This window comes from Bacillus sp. AP50, assembly GCF_040492675.1.
Taxonomy (GTDB): Bacteria; Bacillota; Bacilli; order Bacillales; family Bacillaceae_G; genus Bacillus_A; species Bacillus_A cereus.
On sequence record NZ_JBEUTW010000022.1, the window covers coordinates 39,757 to 61,157 of the forward strand.

Here is a 21,401-nt window from a genome sequence, read left to right on the forward strand (position 1 = left end):
GAAGTCAAATGCATACATATAAGATAAATATATAGGGTTATTTGGCGAATTCCTCTGACAAATATCTCGTTTTTTTATGAAATGAATATGATATGATGCGGACAACGATAAGAGGTGAGGTGTGAGTGTATGGACAAGCAATCACGAACAATCTCAGTGAAAGTGAATGGAACAGAAGCGAAGTATGAGGAAAAAAAGAAAGATGAATTTGAATGGATGGTAGTAGAAAGTGAACGACCGAAAAATGTTGTTCCGTTTCAAAAAGCGAAATCAATGTCTGTGGAAAAATACCGAAAGAAGTGGAGTAATACATTAATTGTAATCGTTGCAACTGCAATCATTATCGGTACGGCGTTTGGAATGGGGATGCTTCATTTACTTACTGGACAAGGAACGACAGGAGGAAGTGAAGTGACAGCTTCAAGGCCGACTGGAAATGGAGAATCAAGGGTGGGTGGAACGGCAGAACAAACACCAGCACCGAAAGAAGAAAAACAAAAAGCACAGGCAGGAACGTCATTGGATCCGATGAAATTATTTTTTGTTCAAGGGGGGCTTTATTCTTCTGAAGAAAAGGGACAGGCAGCTCTTGAAGAATGGAAAGGCAATGGGGGCATTGGTGCTTTGAGACCGAGCGGTGATAAGTATGCAATAGTTGTTGGTATTGCTAGCGATGAACAGTCTATAAATCAATTAATGACTAAGTATAAAAATGATGGTGTCTCCGTTTTAAAAAAGAGCTGGGATATAACAGATAAAGCATTGCTGAAAGATGATAAAGAAGTAGGGACATTTTTAACAAAAGTGCAGCCATTATACACTCATTTAGCAAAATATGCTTCTAGCGTACAAGTTGGTGGAAAAAGCAGCCCAAAAGATATAGAAGCAATTGAAAAAGAATGGAAAAAGGTTGAAAAAGAAGGGGAAAGTATGAAACGAGAAGAAGCAAAGAAACTGTATATGTATACGTCGGTAGCTGTACAAACAGTAAAAGATGGGAAGATGGATAAGGAATCTTTGGCGAAATTAAATCAAGTTATTATTGATGGTTTACTCTCGTATGAAAAAATTGTTTCGTAGAAAGTGAAATGATAGGATAATAAAATGAGTAAGAAAGAAGTACATGTACTTCTTTCTTTTCTTTTGAATTTAGAGCAAAGTGCTTTCTCTATGATGGGAATATAATCGTATGCAATAAAGAAGTGTTATTTTAGTTAGAGAAATTAATATTTCTTTCATTTGTGGGCAAACTATTCCTTTGATACGATTAATATAAATTGTTCTGCTTCATGTGAGAAAGGAAGGAGAAAATATGAGAAAAATAATTTTAGCTTCAGGATCACCTCGGAGGAAGGAATTGCTTGAGTTAGCTAGTGTGCCATTTGAAATCGTTGTAAGTGAAGTAGAGGAAACAATTGGTGCATATTCATCGCCTTCTGATATTGTAATGTCGCTTGCCTTGCAAAAAGCATCAGCGGTGGCAGAAAATAATAGTGATCACATTGTGTTAGGTGCAGATACAATTGTTACATATGAGTCGCGTATTCTTGGTAAGCCTTCTAATGAGGATGAGGCGAAAGAGATGTTACAATTACTATCAGGGAAAACACATGAAGTGTATACAGGTGTTGCGATTATAGCAAAAGAAAAAACGGTTACTTTTTATGAGCGTACAGAAGTTACATTTTGGGAGTTAACAGAAGAGGAAATTGATACATACGTCGCGTCGAAAGAACCTCTTGATAAAGCCGGTAGTTATGGGATTCAAGGTAAAGGATCTATTTTCGTTCAAAATATTCAAGGGGACTACTATAGTGTAGTTGGCTTACCAATCGCACGCCTCGTTCGGGAATTAAAACAATTTGATATTGATGTAACCCATGCGTAAAATTGCATGGGGTTTTCTTTGAGAGAACAAATAAAGGGGTGGAGAGATGAACGGTATTCGTGATGTTGTAAGAGAAGAACAGCCACGGGAGCGTTTATTGTTAGAAGGTGCTGGAAGTTTATCAAATCGAGAGCTTCTCGCAGTGTTACTCAGAACAGGTTCTAAAGAAGAAACAGTTTTAAAGTTGTCAGATAAAATTTTACACCAATTTGATGGCTTACGTATGTTGAAAGATGCAACATTAGAGGAGCTAATTAGTATACATGGTATTGGGATTTCAAAGGCATCGCAACTTATGGCAGCCTTTGAACTAGGCAGAAGAATGGTACGTTTAGAATATCAAAATAGATATAGTATTCGAAGTCCAGAAGATTGTGCGAAATACATGATGGAAGAAATGCGTTTTTTACAACAAGAGCATTTTGTTTGTTTATATTTAAATACAAAAAATCAAGTTATACATAGGCAAACGATCTTTATTGGAAGTTTAAACACGTCAATTGTACACCCGAGGGAGGTTTTTAAAGAAGCCTTCCGTCGTGCAGCAGCCTCTATCATATGTCTTCATAACCATCCCTCAGGAGATCCCACGCCGAGCCGTGAAGATATTGAAGTAACAAAACGCTTAGTAGAATGCGGCCAGATTATCGGAATTGAAGTGCTTGATCATATTATAATAGGTGACCATAAATTCGTGAGTTTAAAGGAAAAAGGTCATATTTAAGACTATGCTTTTTACTTATTTTGTTTTATAATGTGATTTATGAGTTTTTTGTAGAAATTTATCTACAAAAAGGATAAAGATATAAAAAACGTACTGTTTTTATAATATAAATTAAGAAAAAATGAGTCCGTGAAAACAAGAAAGGAAGATAAATAATATGTTTGGATTTGGTGGATTTACTCGCGATCTTGGAATAGACTTAGGAACTGCGAACACGCTTGTATATGTAAAAGGAAAAGGTGTAGTTTTACGTGAACCTTCAGTAGTGGCGTTACAAACTGATACGAAACAAATCGTTGCTGTAGGTAGCGACGCAAAACAAATGATTGGTCGTACACCAGGGAACGTTGTGGCACTTCGCCCGATGAAAGACGGTGTAATTGCTGATTACGAAACAACTGCAACAATGATGAAATATTACATTCAACAAGCTCAAAAATCAAACGGTTTCTTCTCACGTAAGCCGTATGTAATGGTATGTGTACCATCTGGTATTACAGCTGTAGAAAGACGTGCAGTAATCGATGCGACTCGTCAAGCGGGTGCTCGTGATGCTTATCCTATCGAAGAGCCATTTGCAGCAGCGATTGGTGCAAACTTACCTGTTTGGGAACCAACTGGTAGTATGGTTGTTGATATCGGTGGTGGTACAACAGAAGTTGCAATTATTTCTCTAGGTGGTATTGTAACAAGCCAGTCAGTCCGTGTTGCTGGTGATGATATGGACGATTCAATCATTCAGTACATTAAGAAAAGCTATAACTTAATGATCGGTGAAAGAACAGCTGAAGCATTAAAATTAGAAATTGGTTCTGCAGGCGAGCCAGAAGGTATCGAGCCTATGGAAATTCGCGGTCGTGATTTAGTAAGTGGTTTACCAAAAACAGTACTAATTCAGCCAGAAGAAATTGCAGATGCATTAAAAGATACAGTAGATGCGATTGTAGAATCAGTTAAAAATACGTTAGAAAAAACTCCACCTGAATTAGCGGCTGATATTATGGACCGCGGTATCGTATTAACAGGTGGCGGGGCATTACTACGTAATTTAGATAAAGTAATTAGTGAAGAAACGAAAATGCCAGTTCTTGTTGCAGAAGATCCATTAGATTGCGTAGCAATTGGAACAGGTAAAGCATTAGACAATATCGATCTTTTCAAAACTGCTGCTCGATAATATTGCAAAATAAAAATCAGTGAAATTAAGAGGGTGTGAACGTGCCACAGTTTTTCTTAAACAAAAGATTAATTGTTTTGTTGGTTAGTATTATTCTTCTCGTGGCATTGATTGGAATCTCATTGAAAGAACGGAACAGTTTAACATGGCCAGAGCAGTTTGTTAAAGATACTGTCGGTGTTGTAGAACGTGTATTCCAAAAGCCAGCGAAATACGTAGCTGGATTCTTCGAAAATGTAGAGGATGTAAAGCGCACGTATGAAGAGAATAAAGAATTAAAAGCAAAATTAGATAATTATGCAGGTCTATCAGGGAAAGTAAAACAATTAGAAGATGATAACAAGAAGCTACAAGAGCTAACTGGTAAAAAAGAGTTAAATAGCGGGTATACTGAAATTCCAGCTACTGTTGTTTCTCGTAATCCAGATAAATGGTACGATTTAATTGGAATTGATAAAGGGGCACAGCAAGGAATTAAAAAAGATATGGCTGTAGTAACTTCACAAGGGTTAGTTGGAAGAGTGAAAAGTGTATCTCAGTTTACATCATCAGTAGAATTACTAAGTTCTATGAGCCGAACAAATCGCGTTTCTGCTATTGTACAAGGGCAAGAGAAAATCTTTGGATTGATTGAAGGTTATGACAAAGAAAAGCAATTACTTCTTTTCACAAAGATTGGCTCTGATGCACCGGTAGAGAAAGATCAACTAGTTGTAACATCTGGACTGGGTGATATTTTCCCGAAAGGTCTTGTAATTGGAAAAATCGTTGAAGTTCAGCCAGATGCATATGGCTTAACAAAAACAGCTTATGTAAAACCTGCCGCTGATTTAAATGACGTAGAGCATATTACGGTTGCTAAACGTGCAACACCTTCAGCGCCATTAGAATAGGAGGAGAAGAAGAGATGATGAAGATATTAAAAAGAGCAGCTCTTCCTCTTTTGCTCCTTTTTGTGTTTCTATTTGAAAATATGTTTGCTACTGTTGTTCCAACGGATGTGTTTTGGAAAGACAGCATAGCAGCACCGCATTTCTTTATAATCGTCTTATGTTTTATTACAGTGTATTATAGTCCGGTCCAAGGGATTTATTACGGACTATTATTTGGCTTCTTATTTGATACCGTATACACAGAACTTGTCGGGATATATATTTTTGCTTATCCGATTTTAGCTTATTTAGTATATAGTGTGATGAAAGTACTACAATTGAATTTATTTATTGTTGTTTCTATCATATTAGCTAGTGTTGTAGCACTAGAGTATTATGTGTATGGATTCTTAACTTTATTAGGACGTACTCATATGCCAGCGTATGTCTTTTTCACAGATCGTCTCCTTTCTACTTTATTGTTAAATGCTATTTTCTTATTGATAGTTTGTTTCCCACTGAGACGATATATAGTGCGTCTTTCAAAAGCGATGGAAGAAAAAGAAAAAAGGATTTTCTAATTTTATGTCGAATTGAATCGGTGGGGTGAACTTTAGTGGAAGAAAAAAAGCAACAAAATGTAACGATAAAAGGGACAAAAGATGGGATAACGCTTCATTTAGATGATTGTTGTTCATTCTCAGAATTATTGGTGGAATTAGACGAAAAACTTTCTACACATTACTACGATGGTGATGGGCGCTCTTTAATTGAAGTGCATGTGAAAGTAGGAAATCGTTATTTAACAGAAGTCCAACAAGAAGAGATTCGTACGTTAATTCGTAATAAAAAGAATCTTGTTGTGGATTCAATTGAAAGTGATGTTATCACTAAAGCAGAAGCAATAGCTTGGAAAGAAGAAACAGAAATTGTCCCTATTTCCAAAATTGTTCGCTCTGGACAAGTTTTACATGTAAAAGGAAATTTGTTGTTAATTGGAGATGTTAATCCAGGCGGAACGGTTATCGCTGGGGGGAATATTTTTGTCGTAGGATCATTAAGAGGAATTGCACATGCTGGGTATTATGGGGATTCGGATGCTGTAATCGCTGCATCTGTTATGAACCCGATGCAACTTCGAATTAGTGATGTGGCAATGCGGGCTCCGGAAGAGAAAGAAGACGGAGCGGAGGCGGCAGAATGTGCGTATATTAATGAGAACAATCACATTGTTGTCGATCGCCTGCAACTTCTCACTCATCTTAGACCTAATTTAACAAAGTTAGAAAGGGGAATTGTATAGCTGTGGGAGAGGCAATAGTAATTACATCTGGAAAAGGCGGAGTAGGTAAAACTACTACATCTGCGAACATTGGTACGGCCCTAGCGTTATCTGGAAAGAAAGTGTGCTTAATTGACACAGATATCGGTCTTCGAAATTTAGACGTAGTAATGGGGCTGGAAAATCGTATTGTATTTGATCTTGTTGATGTCGTTGAAGGGCGTTGCCGTTTACCTCAGGCTCTTATTAAAGACAAACGTTTTGATGATCTTTATTTATTACCTGCAGCACAAACGAGTGATAAATCAGCGGTAACACCTGAACAAATGGATGAATTAATACAAGTATTACGTCAAGATTATGATTACATATTAATCGATTGTCCTGCGGGGATTGAGCAGGGATTTAAAAATGCGGTAGCTGGTGCGGATAAAGCAATCGTTGTTACGACTCCAGAAGTATCCTCAATGCGCGATGCGGATCGTATTATTGGGCTTTTAGAAAAAGAGGATATTGAACCACCGAAACTTGTTATTAACCGTGTACGTAGTCATATGCTTCATGAACAGGATATGTTAGATGTTGATGAAATTGTACGTACATTGTCAATCGAGCTTCTTGGTGTTGTCGAAGATGACGATGAAGTTATTCGAGCTACAAATACAGGTGAACCTGTGGCGTTGCAACCAAGCGGAAAAGCAGCGTTGGCTTATCGTAATATTGCAAGACGCTTGTTAGGTGAGAATGTACCATTACAAGCATTTGAACAAGAAAAGGTATCGGTATTTGCAAAGGTGAAAAACTTCTTTGGAATCCGTTAAGAGCACTTCGCACATATGCGAGGTGCTTTCTTTTTTCTTCACACGAATATCTTTCTTTCTTAGCTCATACATATGTACAAACTGTATACAACTGTTTCTAATGAAATTAGCTTAACGAAAGAAAGGAGACAGTATGAAGAATAGACGCGTAGAAGAAATTAAAAAGCGGATTGCAAAAAGGAAGGCCGAGCAAGAAAGGATGGAGGAAGAGCAGTATTTTAACGGAGGGAATTTCGATAGTGAAGCGGTATTTATTGAAGATGGAGAAAAGGAAATGCATCCTTTATTTCGAAAGGAAGTCTTTTTCTTCAAAGTTTTATTATCAGCAATATTAGTTCTTTCGGTTGCTATTTTATATAAGAATGCTCCTTCTTCATTCAATGGAGCTAAAGCTGTTACAGAAAAAGTGATGAAAGAGGAATTTCAGTTTGCTACTGTAGCGAAATGGTATGAAAAGCAATTTGGAAAACCGCTCGTATTCTATTCGCCGAACGAGAAAAAAGAAGGAAGTATTCAGCAAAAGGATTATGCAATTCCTGCTTCTGGAAAGGTAATGCAAGGGTTTCAAAAAAATGGCCAAGGTGTATTTGTCCAAACAGCTACAAATGCAAAAGTGGAGTCAGTAAATGAAGGGTTAGTTGTTTTTGCAGGCAAGAAAGAGGAACTTGGAAATACAGTTCAAATTCAACATGCAGATGGTACGGAGTCATGGTATGCAAACTTAAACGATATGTCAGTGAAATTATATGATTACGTTTCAAAGAAACAAAAAATTGGAACGGTGAGTAATGATACAAATGATAAAAATGGAAAGTTTTATTTCGCGATAAAAAAGAATGAAAAATTTATTGATCCGATCCAGGTGATATCATTTGATTAAATATAGGGACGTTTTAACGAAAATTTCCGTGCATCCATTATTTTGGGTTATTATTGTCATTGGTATTTTTACTGCGCGTTTTAAAGAGTTACTACTGTTATTTTGTATTGTTCTTATTCATGAACTTGGGCATGCTTTTGCAGCAGCACACTATAATTGGCGTATAAAAAGAATTCAACTTTTGCCGTTTGGTGGCGTGGCCGAGCTTGAGGAACATGGTAATAAGTCATTGAAAGAGGAACTTGTTGTCGTAATTGCAGGACCGATTCAACATGTTTGGATGATGCTGGTAGGTTATATGTTGTTCGAAGTCGGTTGGCTGAATACAGATTTATATTATTTCTTTATGTGGAATAATATAATTATTTTAGCATTTAATTTACTCCCTATTTGGCCGTTAGATGGCGGGAAAGTATTGTTTAATGTATTATCATATCGTTTCCCTTATTTACAAGCACATGAAAAGATGATGCAATTGTCATGTGTTTTTTTTGGTGTAATATTAGGATGGCAGTTACTCTGGAATAGTAACAATATTATGATGTGGGTACTACTCATATTTTTAGCAGTGTCATTATATCAAGAGTGGAAACAAAGACGGTATGCATTTATGCGTTTTTTATTAGAACGTTATTATGGAAACAAAAGAGGAATCGAAAAGATTGCACCTATTGAAGTGCAAACGGAAGATCGTTTATATACGATCTTCACAAAATTTCGTAGAGGATATAAGCATTCTATTATCGTCCGTGGAAAATATAAACAGCATTACACATTGGATGAAAATGAATTGCTCTATGCATATTTTACTGAAAAACGAACAACTTCATCAGTTGAAGAATTAATCGGTTAGTGTTGACGATAGCACTAACCTTTTATTATTGTAAAAGCAAAGAAGATTATAAAGTGAGGAAATAATTTTGAAAACGTTATATGTGAATTACGCTGGTTCGGAAAAGCGCGTTGCAATTGAAGAGAAGAAAAAAATTGTTGAGTTTTTATGGAAACGTAATGAAGAGCAAGAGATTGTTGGGCATATTTATGTTGGACGTGTCGTAAGAACAATTGCTGGAATGAATGCAGCTTTTGTAAACATCGGTTTAGAAAAACATGCTTACCTTTCATACGATGATGTACCATCTTCTTATCGTATACATGAAGGGCAAGCGATACTCGTACAAGTTGTGAAAGAGGCAATTGATACGAAAGGGCCTAAATTGACAGCGAATATAGAATTTACCGGGAAATATGTCGTTTATATGCCGTTTGATGAGATGCGCGCTGTTTCTCGAAAAATAAAAAATAATAAAAGAAGACAACAGTTACTCCAAATTGAAATAGAGGGAACGGGGGGATACATTTTCCGCTCTGCTTCTGAAAAAGGAGCAATTGAAGAAATACAAGCTGAAATGCAAGGGTTACAACAGTTGTATGAAGAGTTAAAAAGAAAAGAGGGCCAAGGAAAGGCGCCGTTATTACTTCATCGACCGGCGACCTTTTTAGATCGTGTATTTCAAGAGAATCCAATTGAAACCATTGAAAAAGTAGTTGTAGATACAAGAAGTATAGTAAAAGAATTAGAAGACAAAGTTGGAAAAGAAAAAGTATCTTTTTATAATGAAAAGTCTTCGATGTTTAACCATTTTGGAATAGAGCGTGAAATTGAGAAAGCACTCCAAAAAATTGTGTGGCTTCCAAATGGTGCTTATTTAATTGTAGAACAAATGGAGACGATGACTGTAATTGATGTGAATACGGGCAAGTTTACGGGAAAACAAAATTTACAAGATACAGTACTTCGCACAAATGAGATGGCAGCTGAAGAAATTGCACGCCAATTAAGACTTCGTGATATTGGTGGTATGATATTAATTGATTTTATTAATATGAAAAAAAGAGAAGATAAAGAAAAGGTAAGAGAATGTCTTATAGCTGCTATGCAAGATGACCGCACATATACAAGGGTGCTCGGCTTTACGGAGCTAGGGATTTTGGAAATGACACGTAAACGTAAAAAGCATTCTTTACGGGACGTATTATTAAAAGAGTGTGTACCTTGCAAAGCGACGGGTTATGTGATGTCGCATGAAACAATTGCGTATGAGTTAGAGAGAGAACTAATCACATATGGCAATATAGAAGATGAAGCGGTATTAATCGCTGCGCCTAAAGAACTGCAAAAACAGTTTTTGCAAAAAGAATTACAAAAAAATATTCCATTTGAAATTTATTTCAAAGATGATAATATCGAAAAGTATGCTATCGTTCGTTTTGGAAGTAAAAAAGAAATTGTAGAGCGGAAAAAATAGTTAGCAGAACATTTATTGACAACCGTCTATGATTCATGATAACATCTTTATGTTATAGTTTATAGCACCTAAACGGCTATATGCTACAACCGCACAAGACAGGTTCCCTAAAGGCATTTATGTCTACCTCGTTTTTGGCGAGTCTTAGTAATTAAGAGGAGGTGCAAGTATGTACGCAATTATCGAAACAGGTGGAAAACAAATTAAAGTTGAAGCTGGTCAAGCAATCTACATTGAAAAATTAGATGTTGAAGCTGGTGAAACTGTTACTTTTGACAAAGTTCTTTTCGTTGGTGGCGAAAACGTTAAAGTTGGTAGCCCAGTTGTAGAAGGTGCAACAGTTACTGCGAAAGTTGAAAAACAAGGTCGCGCTAAGAAAATTATCGTTTTCAAATACAAAGCGAAAAAGAACAATCGTAAGAAACAAGGTCATCGTCAACCTTACACTAAGCTAGTTGTTGAAGCTATCAACGCTTAATTCTGGTTAACATGATTAAAATTACGATAAGTCGCACGAAATTAGGAAGTATCCAATCATTTAAAATGACTGGACATGCCGATTATGCGCCACATGGACAAGACCTTGTCTGTGCTGGAACTACAGCGGTTGTGTTTGGTTCTATAAATGCAGTGGAAGAACTTTGTAATGTGCAAGCAACTATTGAACTCGGAAGTGATGGCGGATTCTTAACGTATGAATTGCCTAATGATTTAGACGTTCATACAGCAGAAAAAGCACAAACGCTTTTAGAAGGATTAGTTGTTTCGCTTAAGACGATCGAACTTGATTACGGAAAGTATATCCGTTTAATAGAAAAAGTGCAGGAGGTGTAACGTATGTTAAGATTAGATCTTCAGTTTTTCGCATCTAAGAAAGGTGTAGGTAGTACAAAGAACGGTCGTGACTCTCAGTCAAAACGTCTTGGTGCTAAACGCGCAGATGGTCAAACGGTTACAGGTGGTTCAATTCTTTACCGTCAACGCGGTACAAAAATTTATCCAGGTGTTAACGTTGGTCGTGGTGGCGATGACACTTTATACGCGAAAGTTGACGGCGTAGTACGCTTTGAGCGTCTTGGTCGTGACCGCAAACAAGTGAGCGTATATCCTGTTGCTCAAGAAGCATAAGAACTCACGGAAAACTCTAACCTGAGTGCAGGTTAGAGTTTTTCTATATTAAGGGGTATCTAAATGAATGAAAAATGGACAATTATAGATGCATTGCGCCATTCAAGACATGATTGGCTCAATCGTATGCAGATGGTGAAAGGAAACCTTTCCCTTGGAAAAGTGGAAGAAATTCATAGTCTCATCGATCGTTTTGTCCAAGAAGCGAGACAAGAATCCAATCTGATGGGGCTATCAATGCCTTTATTTTCAGAGTGGATTTTAACATATAATTGGAAACAGCAGCCGTGCTTATTGGAGTACGAAGTATTAGGGAAATTACATAACTTATCTCACTTAGATGAGACTGTATGTACATGGACGAATCAATTTTTCTCGATGCTTCAGCATAGTTTAGACGTATATGTTGAAAATTATGTTTGTATCACAATTGAATGTGACGCGGATAATGCTCGTTTCTTTTTTGATTTTCGTGGTAAGCTAACGAGTGTAGAAGAACTACAGAATTGGCTTGCGACCCAAAACAATAAATGGTATTCCATTTCTTATACAGTGCGAGACGAAGAAGTCTCAGTTATATTACAACCAATTGAAAAAAGTGTGGTGAAATAATGTTTGTAGATCAGGTCAAGATATATGTAAAAGGCGGCGACGGTGGTAACGGTATGGTTGCGTATCGTCGTGAGAAGTATGTACCAAAAGGTGGCCCAGCAGGTGGCGACGGCGGTAAAGGTGCAGATGTTGTTTTCGTAGTTGAGGAAGGCTTACGTACATTAATGGACTTCCGCTACCAACGTCATTTCAAAGCTGATCGCGGTCAGCACGGAATGAGTAAAGGTCAGCACGGACGTAAATCTGAAGATTTACTTGTAAAGGTTCCACCAGGAACAGTAGTAAAAGATGAAAAAACTGGTCAAATTCTTGCCGATTTAGTAACGCATGGACAAACTGCTGTAATTGCAAAAGGTGGCCGCGGTGGCCGTGGTAACTCACGTTTTGCAACAGCTACGAACCCAGCGCCAGAAATCGCTGAGAACGGGGAACCAGGTCAAGAGCGTGATGTTATTCTAGAACTTAAAGTACTAGCAGACGTTGGACTTGTTGGATTCCCAAGTGTAGGTAAATCTACATTATTATCTGTTGTATCATCAGCGCGTCCGAAAATTGCAGAGTATCACTTCACAACAATCGTTCCAAATCTTGGTGTTGTTGAAACTGGTGATAATCGCAGCTTCGTTATGGCTGACCTTCCAGGACTAATTGAAGGCGCACATGCTGGCGTCGGACTTGGACACCAATTCTTACGTCATATTGAGCGTACACGTGTAATCGTGCATGTTATTGATATGTCTGGTTTAGAAGGCCGTGATCCATATGAAGATTACGTAACGATTAATAATGAATTAAAAGAATACAATCTTCGCTTAACTGAGCGTCCACAAGTTGTTGTTGCAAACAAAATGGATATGCCAGATGCAGAAGAAAACTTACAAGCATTTAAAGAGAAAGTGGGAGACGAAGTAAAAATCTTCCCAATCTCAGCTGTAACAAGACAAGGTGTTCGTGACTTACTGTTTGAAGTAGCGAACTTAATAGAAACAACACCAGAATTCCCAATACATGAAGTTGCGGATGAGTCTGCTACAAGTGTAATGTACAAATTTGATACTGAAGGTGTTAAATTTGAAATTACACGTGAAAGTGATGGCACGTTTGTTATCTCTGGTTACGATATCGAGAAAACATTCAAGATGACAGACTTCTCACGTGATGAATCTGTACGTCGTTTCGCTCGTCAAATGCGCGGAATGGGTATTGATGAAGCGCTTCGTGCACGTGGTGCAAAAGACGGAGATATTGTAAAAATTCTTGAATATGAATTTGAATTTATCGATTAAGACTGCCGAAATATGGCAGTCTTTTTTTATATCGTAAAAATCGGATTTATATAGGAAAAAATCCCCACTAATTAAATTTTCAATTTATAATAAAAAGGGGAGTGGTTTTAGAAGAATTTTTTTATGGGGAGAAAACGAACATGTATAAAATATTAATTGTAGAAGATGATGAGAAAATCGCGGGAATATTAGAAGAGCATTTAGAAAGGTATGGCTATCAATCATTTAGAGCAAGTGATTTACGTCAAATAAAAGATGAGTTTGTAAAAGTGAATCCTCATCTCGTGTTACTTGATATTAATTTACCGTACTTTGACGGTTTTTATTGGTGTCGTCAAATTCGTACTGTATCGAATGCACCAATTATTTTTGTTTCTGCAAGAACAGGAGAAATGGATCAAGTAATGGCGATTGAAAATGGCGGCGATGATTATATTACGAAGCCATTCCATTTAGATATCGTAATGGCAAAGGTGAAGAGTGCACTTCGCCGTGGTTACGGAGAGTATGCTTCTGCCGCTGAGAGTGATTGTTTAGGTGTAAATGGACTGTTGTTATTCCCGTCTCAGCATATTGTTGAGTGGCAAGGACAACAAACTGAACTGACAAAAAATGAGTTTTACTTATTAGAGTGTTTAATGAAACAGGTGAATCAATATGTAACGCGCGAAGAACTGTTAGAAGCTCTATGGGATGAAGTAGCATTTGTGGATGATAATACATTAACCGTAAATGTAAAACGTGTAAGGAAGAAACTAGAGGAGTTAGGCATTAAAAATGCAATTGTAACGAAACGTGGATATGGTTATGCGCTTCTTACGGAGTGGGGCGAAGGGCATGAAGGTTAAAAATTACCTCATGGACCGCTTTTCTTTAATTCTTTCTTATATTGTTAGCCTTTGTTTATTTGGGCTCGTTTTACAGCTGCAAAGTCTTTTAGAAAAGAAATCCATTGATTGGAGTACGTGGTTATATGGACTTTTATTAGGAACAGTTGTGTTTACTGTATACCTCATTTACGATTACCGAAAACGGAGTGTGTTTTTAAAGAGGATCGAAAAGTATGTTACTGGTGGAAATACATTACATGACTCTTTACTTATTGATGAATCTTATACATCAGAGCAAGAAATGGTCGTTGAATCTTTTACGTTATTAAGACAGCAATATATGAATGAAGTTCATAAACAGCATGCGAAAGAGCAACAGCAAATGATATTTATGAACCAATGGATTCACCAAATGAAAACACCAGTATCTGTTATTGAATTATTGCTGCAAAAGTTTGGCAAAGAGCATCGTGAGGCAAGAGCAACAGTTGAAAGTATTCGTGAAGAAAATAACCGTATACTAAATGGTTTAGATTTAGCGTTACATATGGCAAGACTAGAGCAGTTTGCGAAAGATTATAAGATAGAAGTAGTAAATGTTATAGATGTCGTGCGAGGTATTATTAATGAAAATCGGAAATCCTTTATTCAATCGTCTGTATTTCCGAAAGTGATGTTTGAAGAAGATACTTGTATGGTTGCATCTGATAGAAAATGGTTGAGCATTGCTATAGGTCAAATTGTTGTAAACGCAATCAAGTATACAAAAATTTCAGCGGCAGAGAAAAAAGAAATTCAATTTCAAATTGAAGAGAAAAATCAAAAGGTGTTATTACATATTAAGGACAATGGAATTGGTATTCCAGAGCAAGACGTAAAGCGCATATTTGATCCATTTTTTACGGGAATAAATGGACGTAAAACGAGAGAAGCGACTGGGATGGGCTTATATATTACGAAGGAAATTTGCGATAATTTACATCATGGAATGTATGTCCAATCGGCTGAAGGAGAAGGGACAACATTCACGTTCCAATTTGCAAAAGATGAAGAATATCATACATTGATGAGAAAAATGACAAAACTGTAAGATAACAAAACGTTTTGTAAGGGAAATCACTCGTTTCTTTTTCTTATTTTTCTTATAGTAAATGTAAGAAGAAAACACGTAGGGGGATTAGAAATGAGTGTTCTTGAAGTAAAAGGATTAACGAAGGTGTACCAATCAAAAGGTTCAGTAGCGACGACTGCTTTAAACGATATAAATTTTAAAATAGAAGAAGGCGAATTTGTAGGGATTATGGGTCCTTCAGGAAGTGGGAAAACGACGCTTTTAAATTTATTAGCAACAATTGATAAGCAAACTTCAGGTCATGTGCTTGTAAATGGTGAAGAAATTAATCAAATGCGTGCTGCAAAATTAGCGGAGTTTCGCCGTACACATTTAGGGTTCATCTTCCAAGATTTTAATTTACTTGATACGTTATCCATTAAAGAAAACATTATTTTACCACTTGTAATGGCGAAGAAATCTGTAAATGAAATCGATGCGAAAGTACTAGAAATTGCGAAGTTTTTAAACATCGAAGAAATTTTAAATAAAAAAGTATACGAAGTATCTGGGGGACAACAACAACGTGCAGCAGCAGCGAGAGCAATCATTCATGAACCGACGTTAATTTTAGCAGATGAGCCAACTGGAAACTTAGACTCGAAGTCAGCAAAATCGCTAATGGGCGCTCTGCAAGATTTACACGAGCAAAAGAAAGTAACGATTGCAATGGTTACGCACGATCCAGTAGCGGCTAGTTATTGTGAACGTATCCTTTTCATACGCGATGGAGAAATTTTCTCGGAAATACATAAAGGAAGAACGAAACAAGCCTTTTTCCAAGAAATCCTGGACGTACTTGCGATGCTAGGAGGAGAATATCATGAACTTTCGCCAGCTCGCGCTTAATAACGTAAAAGGAAATTGGCGTAACTATAAAGCGTTTCTTATAAGTAGTTGTTTATCGATTGTCGTATTTTTCATGTATGCTTCTTTTATTTATCATCCAGATGTCGTAAGCGGTAATATTAGTATGAGAAAGATGATCACAAAAGGATTAGAATCGATGAATTATATTGTGGTCATCTTCTCGGCACTCTTTATTTTATATGCAAATTCAACGTTTTTACGAGCAAGAAAAAAAGAGTTTGGTCTACTAACATTAATAGGCGGAACGAAATCGCAGCTCGGCCGAATGATTATATTAGAGCAACTGATGTTAGGTAGTATTGCAATTGTAGTTGGTATTGGGGTTGGGATGCTTTGTTCAAAATTATTTTTCCAAGCGTTAAGCGTATTATTAAAAATAGATAAGACACTTCCACTTGTTTGGAATAGTAAAGCAGTTCTTATTACAGCTGGTGTATACTTTATTCTATTTTTAATCCTATCATTGTTTAGTGTTTGGACAGTAGGACGCTTGCAAATTATTGATTTATTAAGAGAGGCAAGAAAGCAAAAAGTAGAGCCGTTTGCATTTACATGGTTATGTGTAGTTGGTATAGGATGTATTATTGTTGCATATGTACTTAGCTTCCAAGTAACGTTTCTGAATTTCCTCATCCTCTTTTTACCGGTGGTGGGACTGACAATTGGCGGAACGTATTTACTATTTACACAAGGTAGTACAGTTGTATTAAAAGCATTACAAAAAAGAAAGCAATCTTTTTATACGTACCCAAATATGTTCGTCCTTAGCAACCTTATTTATAAAATGAAAGATAATGCTCGTTTTCTATTTGTAATTTCTATCATTACGGCGGTAGTATCTTCAGCGGTGGGTACACTGTACGTATATTTTGAAAATATGAGTGCGAAAACGGTAGAACTTACACCACATGCTATTTCATATGAGGAAAAGGGGTTAAATACGCATAACCTTATTAATGAAGAAAAGGTACAGGAGCTTGTGAAGAGACACGGGTTTGAAGATGCGCGAAAAGTAACATACGTTAAACTACCGGCAACACAGAAAATAACGTTGTTTAATAGTGAACATGAAGTACCGATGACGATTATTTCAGAAAAAGAATATAATGCAGAAGTGCGCAAACAAAAGAGAGAGCAACCTACAGAAGTTCATAATGCACCAGGTAGTGCAACGATGGTTATGGTTGATATGTCAAATGAACTGATGAAGATAGATCGTACGAAATCGTATGAATTTACAATTAATGGACAAAAGCAGTCTGTTCAATTAAATAATCCAACGCAGTATTCTGTTTTTAATGATAGTGAATATCTCATTGTAAATGATCAAGATTTTGAGAAATATGCAACACTCGTACCAGATGAAGAAAAGACAAAATATTACGGTTATTATATTGAGGATTGGAAAAGTACAGAAAACCTTGTATTAGATTTGAAAAATGAAATTGTACCAGAAAAGCAAGGGGAATTGAGAAATTCAGTGTTTGCGTATAAGGATATAAGAGAAGGTGGAGCAATTACAATGTTCATCGGTTTCTTCGTAGCGGTACTGTTCTTCTTCTTCGCTTGTAGTATGACATACTTTAAATGGTTTAACGATAAAGAACAAGATCGTATTCAATTTAAATCGTTAAAGAGAATTGGTATGACAGATAAAGAAATTCGCAAAATTGCGATTCGACAAATGGGAGTTATCTTCTTTATCCCAATTTTAATCGGTTCCATTCATAGTGGATTTGCTCTTCATACGTTAGGAAAAATGCTTTATATTAATTTGTGGAAATCAGGTGCGCTTGTAATTGGAGCATACATTTTAGCTTCTGCCATTTACTTTATGATCGCGCAAAGAGGATATTTAAAACACGTAAAAAGCTAGGGGAACCTCTAGCTTTTTGCCTATGTAGTAAGTTACAGGAGGACGATAGATGAACATTCGGCAACTAGCGCTGCAAAATATAAAAGGAAATTGGCGTAATTATAAAGTGTTTTTCTTAAGTAGTTGTTTTGCAATATTTGCTTCTTACGCATATATGTCTGTCATTGTGCATCCATATATGCAAGAGACGATGTGGTATCAAAACGTACGCTGGGGACTTATCATATGTAATGTTATAATCATTTCTTTTTTCGTCATATTTATTTTGTACTCTACTTCTATTTTCATAGAAGCACGTAAGAAAGAATTAGGGTTATATATGTTAATGGGAGCAACGAAGTCTAACGTAATAGGAGTGATTATGACCGAGCAAATTTTAATCGGGGTCTTCGCGAATATTTTCGGTATTGGGCTTGGTATGATATTTTTAAAGCTCTTTTTTATGGTATTTAGTATGTTACTGGGGCTTCCGAAAGAACTCCCTGTCATATTTGACGTAAGGGCGATTGGTGTAACATTTATTACATATATGGTCGTTTTTATTTTGTTATCTTTTATAAGTGCTTTACGTATATGGAATATAAAAATCATTCGGTTATTGAAAGAATTTCGAACAGATAAAAAAGAGAAGAAAACATCAAAGTGGCTCTGTTTATTCGGTTTTGCTTGTTTAGTGGGCGGGTATGCATTGGCGCTACAAGTGACGATGGCTACGATAGCGATATACTTTTTCCCTGTGTCTATACTTGTCTTTTTTGGAACGTACTTTTCTTTTACACATGGAGCTACCCAAGTGTTAGAAATAATAAAGAGAAATAAAAAGATTATGTATACATATCCTTATTTATTTATAGTGAATCAATTGTCACATCGAATGAAGGAAAATGGTCGCTTTTTCTTTCTGATGTCTATGGCAACGACGTTTGTAGTTACAGCAACAGGTACGGTGTTCTTATATTTTTCTAGCATGCAAGATATGTGGCGAACTGGAGGGGTACACTCGTTTTCGTACATAGAAAAAGGTATTTCTACTCATGAAGTCTTTGAGGAAGGTGCGGTTGAAAAATTACTGCATCAATATGGGTATGACGATTTTCAATATATGAGTTTTGTTGGAGTGTATGCATCCTTTCAGTCTAGTAAAGGAGAAACAACAATAGTACCGCTTATAAAAGAAAGTGAATATAACCAAGAAGCAAGGAAACAAAAACAGAAAACGTATCGTCCTAAAAAAGGTACAGTGACACTCGTTTATTATAATAAATACAATAATTCGAATGTATATAATCAAAAAGAGATTCAATTGCAAGTAATGAATCAACCATATCAATTCGTATTTAACGGTCAGAAAGAAGGGGTTCAATTTAACCATCACCCTTCGTACATTAATGGTCTGTTCTTCGTTATGAATGATGAAGATTTTGATAGTATAGCAAATCAGGTTCCTGATTCTGAAAAAATGATATATAGAGGCTACACATTACCAAATATCGAAAAGACGAAGAAATTAAATGAAGATTTACGGAAACATATGAAACAAGATAATAATAATGCATTTCGAAGCAATATGGAGTTGTATGTAAATATGAAAGAAGGCGGCGATATTACTCTATTTGTAGGCTCATTTATTAGTATATTATTCTTTCTTACTTCATGTAGTATCGTTTATTTTAAATGGTTCCATAATATTGCATCGGACCGAAAGCAGTATGGTGCACTCTCTAAACTTGGAATGACGAAGGAAGAAGTATGGAAAATTTCTCGTTGGCAATTATGTATGCTATTTTTTGCGCCAATTATAGTAGGGAGTATGCATAGTGCAGTTGCGTTATATACGTTTCATAATACGCTTTTTATGGATGGATCATTAAGAAAAGTAGGTTTGTTCATTCTGTTTTATATCGCAGCATGTATCATTTATTTCTTCTTCGCTCAAAGAGAATATAAGAAACATTTAGACTAGCGAACGCTAGTCTTTTTTTAATATTCGAAATTTACATAGAAGAATATAAAAAAGTATGGTATAACAGTAAGAAAACGAAAAAGAGGGGAAAAGACGATGATTCGAGTAGGATATTTAGGACCAGAAGCAACATTTACAAATATGGCGGTGAGTCGTTTTTTTCCGGAAGCAGAGCATGTACCATATCGAACGATTCCAGATTGTATAGATGCAGCTGCAAATGAAAATGTAGACTTCGCAGTTGTACCGTTAGAAAATGCAATAGAAGGTTCAGTGAATATAACGGTTGATTACCTTGTACATGAGCAGCCGCTTTCCATTGTAGGAGAAATTACAGTACCAATTCAGCAGCATTTACTTGTACATCCGCAGTATGCAGAAGTGTGGGATGAAGTATATGCAGTGCATTCTCATCCGCATGCCATTGCACAGTGCCATAAATTTTTAAATGAAGAATTAAAAGGAGTAACTGTTCGAGATATGACATCTACAAGTGCTGCTGCGCAATATGTGAAAGAACATCCTGAAGAGAAAATTGCCGCTATTGCAAATGAAGCGGCTGCAGAAAAATACGGATTAACAATTGTGAGACGTAGTATTCATACGCATAAAAATAATCACACACGTTTCTTAGTACTCCATAAGAAAAAGAAAGCAGTACTCCCGAATAACGGAGAGAACCGCGGAGAGAAAACGACGCTTATGATAACGTTACCTGCAGATTATGCAGGTGCCCTATATCAAGTGTTATCAGCTTTCGCATGGAGAAAATTAAACTTATCAAAAATCGAATCGCGTCCGATGAAAACAGGTCTTGGAAATTACTTTTTCTTAATCGATGTTGATAAAGCATACGATGACGTATTATTGCCAGGCGTAACGATGGAACTTGAAGCACTCGGTTTTTCTGTTACTGTGCTGGGGAGTTATTCTTCTTATTGGTTGTAAGATGTAGATGGAATGTTGGTATTTGTCTAATCGTCAATATCATTTCATTGCCTAATATATTTTTTAATAGATTAATAAAATCCCACCTGCAGAAGGTGGGATTCTTTATTTTAACTTCGCAAGACGATCTTCTAACTGACCACGCCAAATATCAGCTAGTTCTGGAATGGCAAGAATTTTTTCAATGCCATCTTTATCTTTTCTATTATGAAAATAAATTTCGTTAGAGAACAAGACAGAAACATTGCTCGGTTGACGTTCTAGTAATGTAATTTTAGAATCTTTACGTACAGTACCTTCTTGAAGAACACGGCATAGGTAGCCTGTAAATCCAGTTGCTACAATGCGTGGCAGTATGCCAGGGATGCCAAGACGTTTTGAAATTGTGCTACAAGGTACTCTTGCTTGTGTCACTTGAATGATTGTTTCACCTAGTTGATATGTATCTCCGATGCAAACATCACGCTCTAACATATTTGTTACGGTAATGTTTTCGCCAAATGTGGAAGCTGGAAGCGTAGTTTGAAATTCCTCTTCCCATAGTGCGTAATGCTCGTGTGGGTACACACAAACAGCACGATCAGGACCGCCGTGATGTTTTAAATCCGCTACGTCATCACCACGAAATCCGTCTTTTGAGAGAAAGGCCTCTTCTGTAGGGTCTTTACATATACCTGTTATCATTTCTTTATCTTCGCCATATTTCATTTGTTTCGGTTTGCCAATGCTAAAGTGAACGAGTTCAATTCCCATATTTGATCTCCTTTACGATTGATTACAATATTATAGCATTAAAAAAGCACAGAGAATGATAAAAAACTCTG

General features: G+C 36.5%; 23 protein-coding genes and 1 other annotated feature. Of the genes, 22 read left to right on the forward strand and 1 reads right to left on the reverse strand.

Annotation, left to right across the window (positions count from 1 at the left end):
• The first annotated feature begins 129 nt into the window (after nt 1-129).
• From ABWK52_RS02805 to pheA, 22 genes are all read left to right on the forward strand, one after another.
• Nucleotides 130-1,080, forward strand: coding sequence for a hypothetical protein (locus ABWK52_RS02805; RefSeq protein ID WP_000361014.1), 951 nt, complete (start codon nt 130-132; stop codon nt 1,078-1,080).
• Nucleotides 1,081-1,312: 232 nt separating this feature from the next.
• Nucleotides 1,313-1,888: a Maf family protein gene (locus ABWK52_RS02810; RefSeq protein ID WP_001226291.1), complete on the forward strand. Its 576-nt coding sequence runs from the start codon at nt 1,313-1,315 to the stop codon at nt 1,886-1,888.
• A 46-nt stretch (nt 1,889-1,934) separates the two neighbouring features.
• Nucleotides 1,935-2,612, forward strand: coding sequence for a DNA repair protein RadC (gene radC / locus ABWK52_RS02815; RefSeq protein WP_001013391.1), 678 nt, complete (start codon nt 1,935-1,937; stop codon nt 2,610-2,612).
• Nucleotides 2,613-2,769: 157 nt separating this feature from the next.
• Complete coding sequence (gene mreB / locus ABWK52_RS02820) at nt 2,770-3,789, forward strand: cell shape-determining protein MreB (RefSeq protein WP_000466736.1); 1,020 nt, start codon at nt 2,770-2,772, stop codon at nt 3,787-3,789.
• A gap of 41 nt (nt 3,790-3,830) precedes the next feature.
• Nucleotides 3,831-4,682 (forward strand): rod shape-determining protein MreC, encoded by an 852-nt coding sequence (mreC, locus tag ABWK52_RS02825; protein ID WP_001135488.1) that lies wholly within the window; start codon nt 3,831-3,833, stop codon nt 4,680-4,682.
• A 14-nt stretch (nt 4,683-4,696) separates the two neighbouring features.
• Nucleotides 4,697-5,242, forward strand: coding sequence for a rod shape-determining protein MreD (gene mreD / locus ABWK52_RS02830; RefSeq protein ID WP_000975766.1), 546 nt, complete (start codon nt 4,697-4,699; stop codon nt 5,240-5,242).
• Nucleotides 5,243-5,277: 35 nt separating this feature from the next.
• Nucleotides 5,278-5,964 carry a septum site-determining protein MinC gene (gene minC / locus ABWK52_RS02835; protein WP_000391525.1) on the forward strand — a complete coding sequence of 229 codons (687 nt, stop codon included), beginning with the start codon at nt 5,278-5,280 and terminating at the stop codon, nt 5,962-5,964.
• A gap of 2 nt (nt 5,965-5,966) precedes the next feature.
• Entirely contained in the window at nt 5,967-6,764 is a 798-nt protein-coding gene (gene minD, locus ABWK52_RS02840) for a septum site-determining protein MinD (RefSeq protein WP_000503309.1), read from the forward strand.
• A 133-nt stretch (nt 6,765-6,897) separates the two neighbouring features.
• Nucleotides 6,898-7,644, forward strand: coding sequence for a stage IV sporulation protein SpoIVFA (gene spoIVFA, locus ABWK52_RS02845; RefSeq protein ID WP_000797471.1), 747 nt, complete (start codon nt 6,898-6,900; stop codon nt 7,642-7,644).
• A complete protein-coding gene (gene spoIVFB, locus ABWK52_RS02850) occupies nt 7,637-8,497 on the forward strand; it encodes a stage IV sporulation intramembrane metalloprotease SpoIVFB (RefSeq protein WP_098542252.1) in 861 nt (286 codons plus the stop codon). Before spoIVFA ends, spoIVFB begins: the two co-directional genes overlap by 8 nt.
• Nucleotides 8,498-8,564: 67 nt before the next feature.
• Complete coding sequence (locus ABWK52_RS02855) at nt 8,565-9,953, forward strand: Rne/Rng family ribonuclease (protein WP_000855488.1); 1,389 nt, start codon at nt 8,565-8,567, stop codon at nt 9,951-9,953.
• A gap of 77 nt (nt 9,954-10,030) precedes the next feature.
• Nucleotides 10,031-10,108: a sequence feature (ribosomal protein L21 leader region), on the forward strand.
• 14 nt (nt 10,109-10,122) lie between these two features.
• Nucleotides 10,123-10,431 (forward strand): 50S ribosomal protein L21, encoded by a 309-nt coding sequence (rplU, locus tag ABWK52_RS02860; RefSeq protein ID WP_000270907.1) that lies wholly within the window; start codon nt 10,123-10,125, stop codon nt 10,429-10,431.
• Nucleotides 10,432-10,442: 11 nt separating this feature from the next.
• Nucleotides 10,443-10,787: a ribosomal-processing cysteine protease Prp gene (locus ABWK52_RS02865; protein ID WP_002001054.1), complete on the forward strand. Its 345-nt coding sequence runs from the start codon at nt 10,443-10,445 to the stop codon at nt 10,785-10,787.
• A 3-nt stretch (nt 10,788-10,790) separates the two neighbouring features.
• Nucleotides 10,791-11,081: a 50S ribosomal protein L27 gene (gene rpmA / locus ABWK52_RS02870; RefSeq protein WP_000944958.1), complete on the forward strand. Its 291-nt coding sequence runs from the start codon at nt 10,791-10,793 to the stop codon at nt 11,079-11,081.
• A gap of 63 nt (nt 11,082-11,144) precedes the next feature.
• Complete coding sequence (locus tag ABWK52_RS02875; protein WP_001003584.1) at nt 11,145-11,693, forward strand: sporulation initiation phosphotransferase B; 549 nt, start codon at nt 11,145-11,147, stop codon at nt 11,691-11,693.
• The gene (gene obgE / locus ABWK52_RS02880) at nt 11,693-12,979 is read left to right on the forward strand and encodes a GTPase ObgE (RefSeq protein WP_098542251.1); all 1,287 of its coding nucleotides are present in this window, start codon (nt 11,693-11,695) and stop codon (nt 12,977-12,979) included. Before ABWK52_RS02875 ends, obgE begins: the two co-directional genes overlap by 1 nt.
• A 140-nt stretch (nt 12,980-13,119) precedes the next feature.
• On the forward strand, nt 13,120-13,827 hold the full coding sequence (locus tag ABWK52_RS02885; RefSeq protein WP_000276723.1) for a response regulator transcription factor: 708 nt from the start codon (nt 13,120-13,122) through the stop codon (nt 13,825-13,827).
• Nucleotides 13,817-14,899, forward strand: a complete 1,083-nt coding sequence (locus ABWK52_RS02890) for a HAMP domain-containing histidine kinase (RefSeq protein ID WP_000865399.1) — start codon at nt 13,817-13,819, stop codon at nt 14,897-14,899. The genes ABWK52_RS02885 and ABWK52_RS02890 overlap by 11 nt, the downstream gene beginning before the upstream one ends.
• Nucleotides 14,900-14,992: 93 nt before the next feature.
• Nucleotides 14,993-15,769: an ABC transporter ATP-binding protein gene (locus tag ABWK52_RS02895; RefSeq protein ID WP_000114529.1), complete on the forward strand. Its 777-nt coding sequence runs from the start codon at nt 14,993-14,995 to the stop codon at nt 15,767-15,769.
• Entirely contained in the window at nt 15,744-17,666 is a 1,923-nt protein-coding gene (locus ABWK52_RS02900; protein WP_001011424.1) for an ABC transporter permease, read from the forward strand. Before ABWK52_RS02895 ends, ABWK52_RS02900 begins: the two co-directional genes overlap by 26 nt.
• Nucleotides 17,667-17,715: 49 nt before the next feature.
• Nucleotides 17,716-19,629, forward strand: coding sequence for an ABC transporter permease (locus tag ABWK52_RS02905; RefSeq protein ID WP_001026367.1), 1,914 nt, complete (start codon nt 17,716-17,718; stop codon nt 19,627-19,629).
• 96 nt (nt 19,630-19,725) lie between these two features.
• Entirely contained in the window at nt 19,726-20,577 is an 852-nt protein-coding gene (gene pheA, locus ABWK52_RS02910; RefSeq protein ID WP_000621701.1) for a prephenate dehydratase, read from the forward strand.
• Nucleotides 20,578-20,682: 105 nt separating this feature from the next.
• Here the strand turns inward: pheA and ABWK52_RS02915 are convergent, their stop codons facing one another.
• Nucleotides 20,683-21,330: an MOSC domain-containing protein gene (locus tag ABWK52_RS02915; RefSeq protein WP_098283869.1), complete on the reverse strand. Its 648-nt coding sequence runs from the start codon at nt 21,328-21,330 to the stop codon at nt 20,683-20,685.
• Nucleotides 21,331-21,401 lie beyond the last annotated feature (71 nt).

What these genes read in the sequence shown, in the direction of transcription:
- ABWK52_RS02805 (WP_000361014.1), top strand. Translation starts at nt 130, where the DNA reads ATGGACAAGCAATCACGAACAATCTCAGTGAAAGTGAATGGAACAGAA.
- ABWK52_RS02810 (WP_001226291.1), top strand. Translation starts at nt 1,313, where the DNA reads ATGAGAAAAATAATTTTAGCTTCAGGATCACCTCGGAGGAAGGAATTG.
- radC (WP_001013391.1), top strand. Translation starts at nt 1,935, where the DNA reads ATGAACGGTATTCGTGATGTTGTAAGAGAAGAACAGCCACGGGAGCGT.
- mreB (WP_000466736.1), top strand. Translation starts at nt 2,770, where the DNA reads ATGTTTGGATTTGGTGGATTTACTCGCGATCTTGGAATAGACTTAGGA.
- mreD (WP_000975766.1), top strand. Translation starts at nt 4,697, where the DNA reads ATGATGAAGATATTAAAAAGAGCAGCTCTTCCTCTTTTGCTCCTTTTT.
- spoIVFA (WP_000797471.1), top strand. Translation starts at nt 6,898, where the DNA reads ATGAAGAATAGACGCGTAGAAGAAATTAAAAAGCGGATTGCAAAAAGG.
- rplU (WP_000270907.1), top strand. Translation starts at nt 10,123, where the DNA reads ATGTACGCAATTATCGAAACAGGTGGAAAACAAATTAAAGTTGAAGCT.
- ABWK52_RS02865 (WP_002001054.1), top strand. Translation starts at nt 10,443, where the DNA reads ATGATTAAAATTACGATAAGTCGCACGAAATTAGGAAGTATCCAATCA.
- rpmA (WP_000944958.1), top strand. Translation starts at nt 10,791, where the DNA reads ATGTTAAGATTAGATCTTCAGTTTTTCGCATCTAAGAAAGGTGTAGGT.
- ABWK52_RS02875 (WP_001003584.1), top strand. Translation starts at nt 11,145, where the DNA reads ATGAATGAAAAATGGACAATTATAGATGCATTGCGCCATTCAAGACAT.
- obgE (WP_098542251.1), top strand. Translation starts at nt 11,693, where the DNA reads ATGTTTGTAGATCAGGTCAAGATATATGTAAAAGGCGGCGACGGTGGT.
- ABWK52_RS02885 (WP_000276723.1), top strand. Translation starts at nt 13,120, where the DNA reads ATGTATAAAATATTAATTGTAGAAGATGATGAGAAAATCGCGGGAATA.
- ABWK52_RS02890 (WP_000865399.1), top strand. Translation starts at nt 13,817, where the DNA reads ATGAAGGTTAAAAATTACCTCATGGACCGCTTTTCTTTAATTCTTTCT.
- ABWK52_RS02895 (WP_000114529.1), top strand. Translation starts at nt 14,993, where the DNA reads ATGAGTGTTCTTGAAGTAAAAGGATTAACGAAGGTGTACCAATCAAAA.
- ABWK52_RS02900 (WP_001011424.1), top strand. Translation starts at nt 15,744, where the DNA reads ATGAACTTTCGCCAGCTCGCGCTTAATAACGTAAAAGGAAATTGGCGT.
- ABWK52_RS02905 (WP_001026367.1), top strand. Translation starts at nt 17,716, where the DNA reads ATGAACATTCGGCAACTAGCGCTGCAAAATATAAAAGGAAATTGGCGT.
- pheA (WP_000621701.1), top strand. Translation starts at nt 19,726, where the DNA reads ATGATTCGAGTAGGATATTTAGGACCAGAAGCAACATTTACAAATATG.
- ABWK52_RS02915 (WP_098283869.1), bottom strand. Translation starts at nt 21,330, where the DNA reads ATGGGAATTGAACTCGTTCACTTTAGCATTGGCAAACCGAAACAAATG.